The following is a 13,096-nucleotide window of genomic DNA, read 5'->3' on the forward strand; positions in this document are numbered from 1 at the left end:
AACTCTATCAAGACTCACGGTGACCGCCGCTTCAGCGGTCACGCCTCACTCGTACACCACGTCCCGGGACGCAATCCTCAACGATGGAACGAGGGGATTTCGCAAGAAACTGCTGGAGGCTCGCAACTTCAATAGCTTTCTCTGTCAAACGGGGGTCTTCGATAGACATCAAAGTAGCGTTCCTCAGATCAATCTCATACACCTGCATGGGTCGGTCTATTGGAGCAAGGCCGAGGATGGGATAGAGGTTAAGTATTCAATCAACACTGATGCGGAACTGCTGGATGATGTCGCACGGGCGAGGCTCGCGCCCTTCTCGGCCGGGTTGATGAATAACGATTTCAAGTTGGAACAGTTGGCTGACCCCAAATTCGACCAAGCGCAGCTAGACGCCTTCTGGGCCAAGTACAAAGGGATTCCGGTCGTGAATCCTACGAAATGGAAATTCCACGAAACGGTATATGAGGAGCACTACTACCAGATGTTGCGGTTGCTGAGCTATGAGCTTGAGAAGCCGAATGCAGTCCTGATTGCCTTTGGTTTCTCGTTTGCTGACGAGCACATCTTAAATTTGGTTAAGCGTTCCCTCTCCAACCCCCATCTTCAAGTGTTCATATGCTGCTATGGGAAGTCTTCCCACGAAGCCATCTCTGCGCAGTTCCGTCAACATAGCAACGTAAAATGCTTGATGCTCGAGAATGATGAGCCGTTAGACTTCTCGGCCTTTAATAGCAAGGTGTTCACTGGCCGAACTGAAGCGACGGCAGATACTAAGGCTGCGGCGAATATTCACGTGCCGCCAGCCAATGTCATCCCTATCGGGGCGGCTGTGCCCGCAAACGTCGCATGACGATTCGTGTTGGCGAGGTGATTGCAGTCAACGGAACAAAGATCACCCTGAGAATTGACGAGGACTCTAGTAAGGAGACTCTCTTCTACGGAGGTGAGAAGTACAAAGGCGTTTCGATCCGTGAATATCTCGCGATCCAGAGAGGGTTCCGAGAGATCATATGTATCGTCGAGGGTGAGTTTCTAGACGAGGCACGGGTTGAAAGCGCCAATGGCAAGGTTGGGTATATCCGAAAGGTTGAGGCGCGCCCGATTGGATTTTTTGACCACACAGGGTTTAAGCAAGGCATCAAGTACTTGCCAATGATTAAGGACGCGGCTTTCCTTCTACAGGAGGAGCGCATCGCGTCCATTTTTGACCGAGCTGGGTCGGCAAAGCCATTCAAAATTGGCCGAATGCTCAAGGAGGACATCGCAGTCAGTCTTCCGTGGAAGCGGCTGTTCAATAGCCACATCGGGATTTTTGGGAACACGGGCAGCGGCAAGTCGAATACGCTGGCGAAGCTATATACCGTATTGTTTGAGCAAAAGTTCTCGGCGATAGCTGACAAAAGCAGGTTCGTAATCCTCGACTTTAATGGCGAATACACTGGCAACCAGTTGGTGCCTGGCGAATCGAAAATGGTCTATTCGCTCGCGACTAAAGCGCCCAATGCAGGAGTTGAACAGCCGCCAGGAGCGGTGTTTCCACTGAAGGCTGAGGAGTTCTGGGATCTTGAGACATTGTCACTGCTCTTCCAGGCAACTCCCAACACCCAGCGGCCATTTCTTAATCGGGTTATCGACGGGAGGCGACGGTATGAGAAGAATCCGGGATCATTGACCGCTTTTGCAAAGAAAAAATTTCGAGATGCGTTCTCAGCTGGACACCCAAAAGCCGCCGCTCTGGACCTAATGCGATCCGTTGCGAAGATTGTAGAGAACGACGCACTAATCGACTTGTTGAAGGAGGTGAGCTGGCATTCCCATCAGTCTAAGTTCATGCGCGGCCATACGTTCTTCGATCCTGATGGGGAAGAGTACGATGCGGAGATCGCGCCAACCGTGGAGACGCTTGACGCTACCAACTTGGATGCGTTTGATCAATTGTTGTTGAGGGTGACGTTACAGCTCATCGGCGACCTTATAAATGGATATGTGCAGTTTGACCACATCCAGCCGCTGGTGAAGAGGGTGGAGTCATCCCTGTCGAACCTTAGGAAGGTGCTGACAGTGGGTGATGCCGCAGCTCCAGATAAGCTGCTTACAGTGATTTCGCTTAGACGTTGCAACAACGAGACAAAAAAGGTATTGCCGCTGCTGTTCGCTAAGCACTACTACAACTCTCACAAGGACACGGTAGCTACGCCTCCAGACAAGACAGTTCATCTGATCATTGACGAGGCTCACAATATTCTCTCGCAGCAATCGACTCGTGAAAGCGAGAGTTGGAAAGACTATCGATTGGAGCAGTTCGAGGAGATCATCAAGGAGGGTCGAAAGTTCGGGGTTTTTGTGACGATCGCAAGCCAGCGGCCGGCCGATATCTCGCCGACCATAGTTTCGCAGCTTCACAATTTTTTTATTCACCGATTGGTCAACGATCGGGACCTCTTCCTGATCGACAATACGATAACTACACTGGATTCGCTGTCGCGCAGCCTCATTCCCGGGCTTGCACAAGGAAGCTGCGTTGTGACTGGAACGGCATTCGACCTTCCGATGGTGCTGCAGGTCGACCGACTTGATCGAGATAAGCAGCCGGCCAGCGAAGACGTGGATCTTGAACAGCTATGGAGTGAAGCTGCTGATGCTCCTGCATAGGTCAGGAGAATTTCTTTAGCGCGGTTAGCGGATGCTCACGGATCGTTGGACTAGCATCTCCCAGCATTTACGTGATGAGCCGCAGATGAGCTTTAGACCTCCGAGCGGACTGTGCCGTCCCGTGGTTGGCTCCGCCTTTGAGGGCATTCAACATGAGCCCGAATGTAAGTTCGTTGATCTCCTGACTCGTAATTGCCAGTAGCTCGGCTACCTTCGCCTTGGTCAGTCCATCGTCACGGAGGGCTGCAAATACTTTCTCCAGCACCACCGACTTCTCATGTGGGAGTGGATCAGGTTCGTTGGTGCGAAAGCCTGCCTGGGCGATTTGGATGCATAGAGTCCGATTGGTCCATTCCGATGTCAGACCCAGGCTGTGTAGTCGATAGTTCAACGCGGCGACGGAAACGCCCCAGTATTTTTTATGCTTGATTAGGCTGGGAAGTGATGGGGCGCGGGGAGCGAGAGCAAGGGTGCTTGAGCGCGGCATCAAGAATGACGAAGCGAATGCATTCGCTTCGCGTTCGAGATCGGCTCCCTGTGGTTGGGCGTGCTGATGTAGCACTAAGTGACCGAGCTCATGAGCCGCATCGAAACGGCAATGCTCCGCTGACTTCCCCGTGTTCAGGAACATGAAAGGTACACCGCCTTTCCACATTGAAAACGCGTCGATTTCTCTCGCGTCGATCGCCAAGGAATAGATACGGACTCCCTTGGATTCCAGTAGCTTAATCATGTTGGGAATCGGCGCTTCCCCCAGTCCCCAATGCACACGGAGCATGTCCGCTGCAGTCTGAGGGTCCTGGGAACTTTCATGGGACAAGTAGTCGATGTCGGGGCACGTGGACGCTACTTCTTCCTTTGGAATGGTGGATCGTTCGCGGCCGAGATCGGGCACATCTGGTGGCGGCAGCTCAAATCTCGACTCTATCCATTGATTGAGGAGCAGCGCGACGGCACCCGCACCGAGCGCCGTGTCGCGCTGTGACGCTGTCATCTTGGACAGCGAGCGAAAACTTGCAACGTCTGGCGTCGGAAATTCTGGATCGTCGCCATAGAAAAACGCTTGCGGAAATTCAAGTACGTCAGCGAGTCTCGCGAGCGTCAGGCATTCGGGGACTTGGGTTCCAGTCTCATAGCCGACCACCGAACGTTCAGATACTCCGATCCGTTTCGCGAGCGCGCGCTTATTCATGCCCCGCCGCTTTCGGGCGAGGCTGAGTCTTTGGGGATTGAACATGATCGGCTCAGGACTTTCGGCGGATCTCGATGTCGAAATCCGAGCTAGGTCCAGCTGGAGGCGCAAGCTCGATTCGGTCGCCGTCAAACGAAATAGGCGGCAATATGATGCGATCAGTCCATCTCGACACCCTTCCGTCGTCGTCCATCTCGGTTGGGCGTGACAACTCGGCTCGAAGCTCCTGTTTCCTCATGTCGATATGATGGAGAAGCAGCCAAGTTGTGAAGTCCGCGGCCTTTAATCTTTGCTCCGGATGGGGAGGCGGCAAAAGCTCCGCGAATAGATCAGACTGGCGGTTGACCTCAACGGCATCGGCGGTATTCGGCCCCTTCTTGGATCGGGTTGTCGGATTGCCTTTCGCGTAGCCGGTGGCTTCGTCGCCAGAGGCAACGTTGATCGCGAGCGCCAGTTCTTCATGAACCGTTAGTGAGTAATTTCCAAAGTTCACGGGCACCCAGTCTCGTGACCGCAATTGCTCCCGCAGCGAGGCGACTGCCCATCCCCACATTTCGAGCCCTGGGAAGCTGGGCGGATGATTGGGGGTCAACCGAACCCGATGGAGGTAGGCTTGGTACAGCGACTCGCGCAAGATTTCTTCAGTGAGCTGCATGGTTTCGAGCCGTGCAGCGACGGCGGCAGGCTCGACGATCACTTGTACCGATGGCATATCCGTATCCTGGTGGGACTTCCTATAAACTAACCTCATTTGAGGTGGAAAAACAAGAAGCCTTCGGGTTGCCGTACCAAGGGTCGCCGGATATACTCTGGTATTGGTGTATATCCAGAGGTGTTTTATGCAGGTCTCGAAGTGGGGCAACAGCTTGGCCATCCGACTCCCTGCCGCCGTCGTGGAGGCCTTGGGACTCCGAGAGGGCGATGACGTGACTCTGCACGCGGCGGGTAAGCGGGCGCTTGAGATTGAAAAGACACCTGACGCCAAGGAATTGCTAGCTCGGCTGCGTCGGTTCCGCGGTCGTATGCCGAAAGATTTCAAGTTCGACCGCCTTGAAGCAAATGAGCGACGCTGAGTCATTTTTCGATAGCAACGTCCTGTTGTATTTGCTGTCGGCCGATGCTGAGAAGGCTGACCGCGCTGAAGTGCTGCTTGCGCGATCGGGTGCGATTAGCGTTCAAGTCCTAAACGAATTCACGACAGTCGCGGTACGCAAGTTCGGCTTGTCGTTCGCTGAAGCCCGCGAGATGTTGGGTACGATTCGCACCGTCTGCGTGACTCACCCTCTAACGATCGAACACCACGACAAGGGGAGTGAAATCGCCGAGCGATACGGCTTTTCATTTTACGATTCGGTGATCGTCGCGTCGGCGCTGCTGGCTGGATGCAACGTTCTCTACTCAGAGGATCTTCAGCATCAGCAGGTGATTGAGAAGCGGCTTACCGTTATTAATCCGTTTGCTAAGCCGTAAAGTTGTAGCTGAGCCTTTGATGCCACTGGCATCAAAGCTCTCGATGGATGGGTCGCCGGGGTATTAGCGGCGCGTCGCAAATGGTGCAAGGCATGCGGAAGGACGCCGTCATGATTTGCGGGAAATCTGGAGATCGGCATCAGCAAGTGGCGACCGCCGGAGGGCTGCCAAAATCCGCCCCTTATGAGGTGCGCCAACCGTACCCGCTCCCGGCCCCGTCGATGATTCTGGACGGCCGACCGGAGCATCCCCAGCCTCATTTGTGGCGTTCGCGCAGTTTTCGCTTGGCTGCTGCCCAATCGACAGGTTGTTCTTTTCCGGCGTCATATCGTTGCTCGGTCTCTCGCAGTAAATCGCTGTGCCATGCCGGGGATTTCAGCTTTGATGCGTCAGCAGCCTCCCGCGATTCCAGCACGAAGTTCAGAAGGCGCTTGTAGCGGTCGCCGCGAATCATCGTTCGGGGCGATACGTTTCCGAGGCGTGGGTTCGGCCGCTCAAACCAAAGCGCGACCTTATGAATATCGCCGTCGAAGAATTCGGCAACGAGATTCGCAATGTTGGCGATCTCGCGCAGTCGTATCGCCGTCGCCGCCGGAATTGCGTCATCGAAGCGCACCGAGGATTTGGAAACCTTCGAAATCTTGCCGAGATCTTCCTTCGTGAGTTTCACCACGTCGGCTACGCGCTTGTAGTCTGGCTGGCCGTTTCGATAGAACCCCAAGATATCCGGAGCGATGTGTCCGGTGATCGGGCGAAAGGCCGCGCTGGACGATGATTGTGCTGTTGGCATGGGGAGACTCCTACTTTATTGGGCCGCCACCGCGCAGGCCGTCCAGATAGTCCGCCCACGCCTGCATCATCTTCCGTCGCTCCGGTAGGTAGTCTGCGTGGTTGTACGCCGCCCGAATCTTGTCTCGCTCGCCATGCGCCAGTTGCCTCTCGATCGCGTCTTTATGCCAGTGCTGCTCATTTAGGATCGAGCTAGCCAGCGATCTGAACCCATGCGCGGTCATTGTTTCTTTGTCGTAGCCGATGCGGCGGAGGGCGGCGTTCAAGGTGTTCTCGCTCATAGGCCGCGCAAGGCTTCTCAGTCCGGGAAAGACAAGGCCAGTAGGGCCAGTGAGAGGCTGTAGCTCGCGAAGAATCGCCACGGCTTGTTTCGCGAGCGGGACGATGTGCTGCTCGCGCATCTTCATTCTCGCTGCAGGGATGCGCCACTGAGGGTGAGTGCCGTCCAGATCGAATTCTGACCAGTCAGCTTGTCGAAGTTCGCCAGGGCGAACGAACAGCAGCGGAGCGAGGCGAAGAGCGCAAGCGACCGGAAACGTACCCCCATAGCCGTCGATGGCTCTCAGCAGCTCGCCGACCTGCTTCGGGTCAGTGATGGTCGCGTGATGGCGCGTAGGGCGAGCCGATAACGTCTTCGACAATCCCAGGCAGGGTGAGTGCTCGCAGATTTCCTCCGCGATGGCGAAGTCGAAGATCGAGCGAATGAGTTGAAGCACACGGTAGGCAGTCTCGACATGCCCCGTCTTCTCTATCCGCTGCAAAACCTCTTTGATCTGCGCGCGCTTGATGCCGCTGACGCCGAGTGAACCCACCCAAGGAAAGACGTGCTGCTCCAATCTTCGCGCGTTACGCGCGCCATGGCTCTCGCCCCAGCTTTGCTTCGTGAGCCAGTCGCGTGCGACGGCTTCGAAGGTGTTGAGCTGCGCGACACGTCTCTGGTGTTCTTCCTGCTTCCGTTGAGTGCTGGGATCGATGTGCTCGGCGAGTAGTCGGCGCGCTTCGTCTCGCTTCTCGCGAGCGCGCTTCAACGAGACTTCTGGGAAGACGCCGAGCGAAAGATTCTTCTCCGCTTTACCTGGCTTGCCATCGGCGCGAGCGCCGAAGCGATACTTGAACCGCCACCATTTGTGGCCGGCAGCTCGGATGAGCAGGAACAGTCCTTTCTCGTCGTAGAGCTTCCAATCCTTCTCGCGAGGTTTTGCGTTTTGGACCTGAACGTTGGTCAACGGCATTGGGGTAACTCTCCGTGTCGGCGACAGGTCGCCTCCAGTTACCCCTTGAAGTTGCCCCCGACAGGTCTAAGATGTCAACGGACGACAGCAGTCATCCGAAGCTGGAATTCTCGGGGTTTTCGAGTAATTCCGAGGACTTATGGATCTTCTTGGATGTCCTCGGAACAGGTGATGGTGGAGGCGGCGGGAATCGAACCCGCGTCCGCAAGCACTACGCTACAGGACCTACATGCTTAGCTCACTCTTTGTATCTCGCCGCGCGCTACCCGAGGAGCAGGGAAGACGAACGACCAGCTGCAGAGCGTTTTAACGAGGCGGCCTGTAGCACACCGACTCGCGAGCTTGTGAGCGCGTCCCCCAATCTGGATGCACAAGCACATACCAGGCGGAGGTTAGGCGGGATTAAGCCGCCAGAGCGTAGTTGTCGTCGTTTGCAACTATAAGTTTGTAAGCAGTTTAAGGAGTTACCTACAACTCCGCATGCACCTGGAGTTTCGCCACCCACGTCGAAGCCGGTCGCCCCCGTAAGGTGTCGCCACTCGTGGCAACGGCGCTAGTGTAAGGGCAAACGCCAGGATCACAAGGGCTGCGAGTCACGAAATGCGTTTGTCGAGCCCGCGGCGGGCTCAGCGCTTCGAATGTTTCATCAGGCGCGATTTCTCACGCTGCCAATCGCGGTCCTTCGAGGTGGCGCGCTTGTCGTGCTCCTTCTTGCCCTTGGCTAGGCCGATGCGCAATTTGGCGCGGCCGGCTTTCCAATACATTTCCAGCGGCACCAAGGTGTAGCCCTTGCGCTCGACAGCGCCGACCAGTCGGCTCAGCTCCGCGCGGTTCAGCAACAGCTTGCGCGTGCGGATCGGGTCGGGGATGACGTGCGTGGACGCAGTGGGCAGGGCGGAGACGTGCGCGCCGTAGAGGAAGGCTTCGGCGTTCTTCAGGAACACGTACGCTTCCTTCAGCTGCACGCGTCCTGCGCGCATGCTCTTGACCTCCCACCCCTGCAACGACAGGCCAGCCTCGTAAGTCTCCTCGATGAAGTACTCGTGGCGGGCCTGGCGGTTCTCGGCGATGGTCGGGTTGTTGTCGGCTTTCTGCTTGCTCATAGAGGGCGCGGATTGTACCGTGCCGGCGCATGCGTGAAGTAACTCGAAGTGCCCTGGTGCCCTATACGGCCGAACAAATGTTCGCGCTGGTCGAGGACATTGAGCAGTATCCGCAGTTCGTGCCGTGGATTTCCGCGGCAACGAAGCTGGAGAGCACGCCGGAACAGGTCACCGGCAAGCTGGAAATGCACAAAGCGGGCGTACGCGAGACGTTCACGACGCGCAATTTTCTGAAACGTCCCACCGAGATGTTAATGACGCTGGTGGCCGGGCCTTTCAAGACCTTCGAAGGCCGTTGGACGTTCACGCCGCTGGGCGACAAGGGCGTCAAGGTCGGGCTCACGGTTCGTTTCGAGTTCGCCAACGCCATGCTCGGCATGCTGTTGTCGCACACCTTCGAGAAGAACTGCGCCGAGTTGATCGACGCGTTCGTCGATCGCGCTCGTGCGGTCTATGGAAAAAAGTGAGCTACTGCGCATCCGCGTGGTGTACGCACTGCCGGATCGACAGCCGAGCGTGGATCTGCAAGTGCCGCCGGGCACCTCGCTCACCGAAGCCGTGAATCGCTCCGGTCTGCTGCAAAAATTTCCGGAAGCCGCGGCTCGTCCCTTGGAGTGCGCCATTTTCGGGCGGGCAGTGCCGCTCACCTACGAGCTGCGCGATGGCGACCGCATCGAGATCCTGCGGCCGCTGCTGATCGATCCTAAACAGAGCCGGCGCGAAGCGGCTCAGCGCAGCCGCGCCGAATCTCAGCGACGAAAATAACCCGCCTCAATTCGTCGCAGCGGTTTTCGCTTCGGGTGGCTTCACCAGTGTCGGCACCGTATCGGTCGGCCGATCGATGCGCTCGACCTTGTCGGTGGCGTCGAAGAACACGATGAAATGACGCTTCTGCGGCGAGCTCCAGCGCCCGCGCTTGAAGTAGTACATGTAATCCCAGCGCGTGCTCACGAACGGGTCCGCCACCATGGGCGTACCGAGAAGCGATCGCACCTGGACGCGGGTCATGCCGACCGCCACCCGGTCGATGTCCTCTTTGTCGAGAAAGTTGCCTTGTTGAATATCGACGCGGTGGACGCACCCTGAGAGGCCGCCGGCCAGCAGCGCGGTGGCGATCAGCGAGGCCAGTGCTCGCACTCGAAGGCAGGACCAGGTGTACTTGATTCGTGTCATTTCGGGGTGGAGCCAGCGGCTGGGCTGCGAGATAATGCGGCAGGATGATACTCAAAAGCGGTCGGTCCCGCAGCGGGACGCTCGCCGACCTTCGATCTGAGGACCAAGCACGTGGAAACCAATGATTTGCGCAAGGCCGGGCTGAAGGTCACGTTGCCTCGGATCAAGATTCTCGAGATTCTCGGCACGGCCACGCCGCGCCACATGAGTGCGGAAGACATTTATAAGCATCTGCTCGAATCTCACGAGGATATCGGCCTTGCCACGGTGTACCGGGTCTTGACGCAGTTCGAGGCCGCGGGGCTGGTTACACGTCATCACTTCGAGGGCACCACGGCGGTGTTCGAGCTCAACGAGGGCCAGCACCACGACCACATTGTCTGCTTAGGCTGCGGCCGGGTGGAAGAGTTCATGGATGCCGGCATCGAAGAGCGGCAGCGCCAGGTCGCGGCCCGTCTCAAGTACGAGCTGAAGGATCACTCCATGATCCTGTACGGCTACTGCAGCCGGCCGGACTGCCCGGCCAGAAACCAGAAGGGTCGCAACTAAAGCGACCCCAAACGGCTCAGCGCCGCGCCGGCTTCTTCTTCGGAGCGGCGGCCGCGGCTTTGGCCGGAGCCTTGGTGGCGCTAGCCGCCGCCTTGGCTGAACCCTTCGCAGGCGCTGGTCGCAGCATCTCGGCGGCATGTTCCCGCGCTTTATCCGTCACGTTGATACCGCCCAACATGCGCGCGATCTCCTCGATGCGCTCATCGGCAGTCAGCGGGTGCAGGGCGGTGCGGGTGGTCTTGCCATCCGTGAGCTTCGTGACTCGCACATGAGCGTGAGCCTGGCTGGCGACCTGAGGTAGATGCGTTACGCACAGGGCCTGCGCCCGTTCGCCGAGGGTCCGCAGCTGACGGCCGACGATCTCCGCCACACCGCCGCCCACGCCGGCATCGACTTCGTCGAACACCAGGCAGGCCAGAGAGTCGGCCATGGCATCGGTCTGCACAGCGGCAACCTGAATGGCCAGGCTGATACGTGACAACTCGCCGCCCGACGCCACCTTGGCGAGCGGACGGGGCGGCTGACCCGGATTGGCGCTGACCAGAAACTCGATGTCATCGGCGCCATTCACGCCGGCCGATTCGGCGGCGCGCACCTCGATCTGAAACTTGCCGCCCGGCATGCCGAGGGTTTGCATCAATGCACTGATGCTCGTGCTCAGCGCTTTCGCAGCGGATTTGCGCGCAGCCGTGAGCTTGTCGCACGCCGCGCGGAATTTTTTCTGCGCCTCTTCCAATCGCTTCTCGATCTGCGCCATCGACGCTTCGAGCGAATCGAGCCGCTGGAACTCCTGCTGCAGCTCCGCTTGCAAGCCGAGCAGGGCGCCGACTTCGACGCGATGTTTGCGCGCGATCGATTCCATGGTCGCGAGTCGCTCTTCGACCCACTCCTGACGCTGCGGATCGGCATCGAGATCGGACTCGTAACGCTCCACCGCTTCGACGCCTTCGCGAAGCGCGATCAGGCTCTCATCGATCAGCTGCGCCATCGGTGCGAACGTCGGATCCAGCTCGCCGACATGACGCGCTGTGCTCAGTGCGCGCGAGATCGCTTGCTCGGCGCTCACATCTTCCGCTTCACGCAGCAGCTGAATGATTTCGCGCGCGCCCGATGCGAGTCGTCCGCGCTGGGACAGGCGCGTCCGCTCGGCACCGAGTTCTTCAGCTTCGCCTTCCTTGAGGTCGAGCGCTTGCAGCTCGCTCAAGTGATAGCGCAGGAGCTCCAGGCGAGCCTCGCGATCCTGCACGGATGCGGCCGCACGATCGCGTTCCTCTTTGACCTGCGACAGAGTGCGCCATGCCTCGGCAACAGCGCTCACCAGCTCACGATGCTCGCCGCTCTGGTCGAGCAACTCACGCTGCGCTGAGCGACGAACCAACGATTGATATTCCATCTGGCCGTGCACGTCGACGAGCGTCTCGCCGAGCTGACGCAGCGATTGCACGGACATCGTTTGTCCGTTGACGTAAGCGCGCGAGCGGCCATCCGCGGAAATCACTCGACGCAGCACGCATTCACCTTCGTGCTCGATGGATTGCTCGTTGAGCCAGGTGTGGGCCGCGGCGTTCTTTTCGATGGCAAATGTCGCCGACACTTCGGCTCGTTCAGCGCCGTGACGTACGACTTCGGCCCCCGCGCGCCCGCCGGCCGCGAGCAGCAGCGCATCGACCAGGATCGACTTGCCCGCGCCGGTCTCGCCGGTCAGCACCGTCAAGCCCGGGCCAAGCTCCAGCTCGACCGCGTCGATGATGGCAAAGTCGCGGATCTGAATATGAGTGAGCATCTTCGCGTTAGAGGATGTTATTCCGAGTTTGGGTCGGGGTAGGGAGCGGTTCGGTCACCGCGGCCCCAGCGCAGCTTCGAGCGCAGCGTGCGATAGTAATCGTGATCGGCGGGATGGAGGAGGGTCACGTTGCTCGCGGCGGGGCGAACCACCAGGCGATCACCCTGCGACAGCGCGCCGAGCGAAACGCCATCGCAAGTGACTTGTCCGTTGCTGTCCGGGCGATCGAGCAGCCGCACTTCGATGATGGCATTGCTCCGGACCACGATGGGCCGGTCCGACAAGGTATGTGGACAGATCGGCGCGAGCACCAGCGCATCCAAACCCGGATACAGAATGGGGCCGCCACACGACAGCGCATACGCGGTCGAGCCGGTCGCCGTTGCGATCACCAAACCGTCGCCGCCGTGGGTGTTCACGTAGCGGCCATCGATATAGGTCTCGAAATCGAGGATGCGACCGGTCTGCCACTTCTGCAGGACGACGTCGTTCAGGCCGTTGCATTGGCGATCGGGCTGGCCGGGCGAGCTCAAGGTTGCTTGCAGCATCGCGCGCTGATCGCTCACATAGCGACCGGCGAGAATTTCATCGACACGCGTGGTGAGCTCGGTCGGGCCGATGTCGGCGAGGAATCCGAGTCGGCCGCGATTGATGCCGAGGACCGGCAAGCCGCGCGGAGCTGCGAGCCGGGCTGCGTGCAACATGGAGCCGTCGCCGCCTACCGCGATGAGCAGGTCCGAGGTCGCGCAGAGATCCGATTCAGGCAAGCGTTCGACCTTGACGCCACGGTAGTCGACGCTCGTGGCCGCATCGACGAGCACGCGCCGCGCACGGCTGTGTAGATGAGCGGCCAAAACCTGCAAGGATTCGACAACCCGCAAGTCACGGGTGTTGCCGATGATGGCGATGGTTTGGAACGGTTGGGGCGCTGCGGGCATGGATGCGGTTTGTAGCACGGACCCATGTCGGCCAGCCATGCGAATCCCGTTGTGAAGCGGCGACCGGACCCAAGATAGCCCTTATCGAACGCCCGCTTGACTAAGGGGCGGTCTGCTTGACAGCGCCTCGCGCGGTGCTTAGCTTCGCTTGGACAGCGGCACCGCATTGCAAGCTGGTGCAAAATGCCTTCTGTCACATAGGTTTGAGTCTTAGA

Annotated in this window: 14 protein-coding genes, 1 other RNA gene and 1 pseudogene; 7 read left to right on the top strand and 9 right to left on the bottom strand. The window is 58.6% G+C overall.

Annotated elements, in window-relative coordinates:
• Positions 1-850: pseudogene (locus GYH35_RS33895) on the top strand (hypothetical protein); the annotation flags it as partial.
• Positions 847-2,652 (top strand): ATP-binding protein, encoded by a 1,806-nt coding sequence (locus GYH35_RS33900; protein WP_161830697.1) that lies wholly within the window; start codon positions 847-849, stop codon positions 2,650-2,652. The pseudogene GYH35_RS33895 and the gene GYH35_RS33900, both read left to right, overlap by 4 nt.
• 67 nt (positions 2,653-2,719) lie before the next feature.
• Here the strand turns inward: GYH35_RS33900 and GYH35_RS33905 are convergent, their stop codons facing one another.
• Both GYH35_RS33905 and GYH35_RS33910 read right to left on the bottom strand, forming a co-directional pair.
• On the bottom strand, positions 2,720-3,889 hold the full coding sequence (locus GYH35_RS33905; protein ID WP_161830698.1) for a helix-turn-helix domain-containing protein: 1,170 nt from the start codon (positions 3,887-3,889) through the stop codon (positions 2,720-2,722).
• A gap of 7 nt (positions 3,890-3,896) precedes the next feature.
• On the bottom strand, positions 3,897-4,718 hold the full coding sequence (locus tag GYH35_RS33910; RefSeq protein ID WP_202624990.1) for a hypothetical protein: 822 nt from the start codon (positions 4,716-4,718) through the stop codon (positions 3,897-3,899).
• On the opposite strand from GYH35_RS33910, the gene GYH35_RS35300 reads away from it, so the two are divergent.
• Both GYH35_RS35300 and GYH35_RS33920 read left to right on the top strand, forming a co-directional pair.
• The gene (locus GYH35_RS35300; RefSeq protein ID WP_161830700.1) at positions 4,684-4,917 is read left to right on the top strand and encodes an AbrB/MazE/SpoVT family DNA-binding domain-containing protein; all 234 of its coding nucleotides are present in this window, start codon (positions 4,684-4,686) and stop codon (positions 4,915-4,917) included. The two genes, GYH35_RS33910 and GYH35_RS35300, sit on opposite strands and share 35 nt — an antisense overlap.
• Positions 4,904-5,314, top strand: coding sequence for a PIN domain-containing protein (locus tag GYH35_RS33920; protein WP_161830701.1), 411 nt, complete (start codon positions 4,904-4,906; stop codon positions 5,312-5,314). Before GYH35_RS35300 ends, GYH35_RS33920 begins: the two co-directional genes overlap by 14 nt.
• A 256-nt stretch (positions 5,315-5,570) precedes the next feature.
• Here the strand turns inward: GYH35_RS33920 and GYH35_RS33925 are convergent, their stop codons facing one another.
• The 4 genes from GYH35_RS33925 to smpB form a co-directional block, all read right to left on the bottom strand.
• Positions 5,571-6,104 carry a hypothetical protein gene (locus GYH35_RS33925; protein WP_161830702.1) on the bottom strand — a complete coding sequence of 178 codons (534 nt, stop codon included), beginning with the start codon at positions 6,102-6,104 and terminating at the stop codon, positions 5,571-5,573.
• A 10-nt stretch (positions 6,105-6,114) separates the two neighbouring features.
• Positions 6,115-7,335, bottom strand: a complete 1,221-nt coding sequence (locus GYH35_RS33930; protein ID WP_161830703.1) for a tyrosine-type recombinase/integrase — start codon at positions 7,333-7,335, stop codon at positions 6,115-6,117.
• A 172-nt stretch (positions 7,336-7,507) separates the two neighbouring features.
• Positions 7,508-7,859: a transfer-messenger RNA gene (gene ssrA, locus GYH35_RS33935) on the bottom strand.
• 102 nt (positions 7,860-7,961) lie between these two features.
• A complete protein-coding gene (gene smpB / locus GYH35_RS33940; protein ID WP_129649118.1) occupies positions 7,962-8,438 on the bottom strand; it encodes an SsrA-binding protein SmpB in 477 nt (158 codons plus the stop codon).
• A 29-nt stretch (positions 8,439-8,467) separates the two neighbouring features.
• Between smpB and GYH35_RS33945 the strand changes: the two genes are divergently transcribed.
• Positions 8,468-8,905, top strand: coding sequence for a type II toxin-antitoxin system RatA family toxin (locus tag GYH35_RS33945; protein ID WP_161816465.1), 438 nt, complete (start codon positions 8,468-8,470; stop codon positions 8,903-8,905).
• Positions 8,892-9,203, top strand: a complete 312-nt coding sequence (locus tag GYH35_RS33950) for an RnfH family protein (protein WP_161816464.1) — start codon at positions 8,892-8,894, stop codon at positions 9,201-9,203. Before GYH35_RS33945 ends, GYH35_RS33950 begins: the two co-directional genes overlap by 14 nt.
• Before the next feature lie 6 nt (positions 9,204-9,209).
• On the opposite strand, the gene GYH35_RS33955 is transcribed toward GYH35_RS33950, so the two are convergent.
• Positions 9,210-9,611: an outer membrane protein assembly factor BamE gene (locus GYH35_RS33955; protein ID WP_161816463.1), complete on the bottom strand. Its 402-nt coding sequence runs from the start codon at positions 9,609-9,611 to the stop codon at positions 9,210-9,212.
• Positions 9,612-9,722: 111 nt separating this feature from the next.
• Between GYH35_RS33955 and fur the strand changes: the two genes are divergently transcribed.
• A complete protein-coding gene (gene fur / locus GYH35_RS33960) occupies positions 9,723-10,160 on the top strand; it encodes a ferric iron uptake transcriptional regulator (protein WP_161816462.1) in 438 nt (145 codons plus the stop codon).
• 16 nt (positions 10,161-10,176) lie between these two features.
• On the opposite strand, the gene recN is transcribed toward fur, so the two are convergent.
• Positions 10,177-11,943 carry a DNA repair protein RecN gene (recN, locus tag GYH35_RS33965; protein ID WP_161830704.1) on the bottom strand — a complete coding sequence of 589 codons (1,767 nt, stop codon included), beginning with the start codon at positions 11,941-11,943 and terminating at the stop codon, positions 10,177-10,179.
• A gap of 17 nt (positions 11,944-11,960) precedes the next feature.
• Positions 11,961-12,881 carry an NAD(+) kinase gene (locus tag GYH35_RS33970; RefSeq protein ID WP_161816460.1) on the bottom strand — a complete coding sequence of 307 codons (921 nt, stop codon included), beginning with the start codon at positions 12,879-12,881 and terminating at the stop codon, positions 11,961-11,963.
• Between the last annotated feature and the right edge of the window lie 215 nt (positions 12,882-13,096).

Origin of the sequence: Steroidobacter agaridevorans, assembly GCF_009932555.1 — a bacterium.
Classification (GTDB): Bacteria; Pseudomonadota; Gammaproteobacteria; order Steroidobacterales; family Steroidobacteraceae; genus Steroidobacter; species Steroidobacter agaridevorans.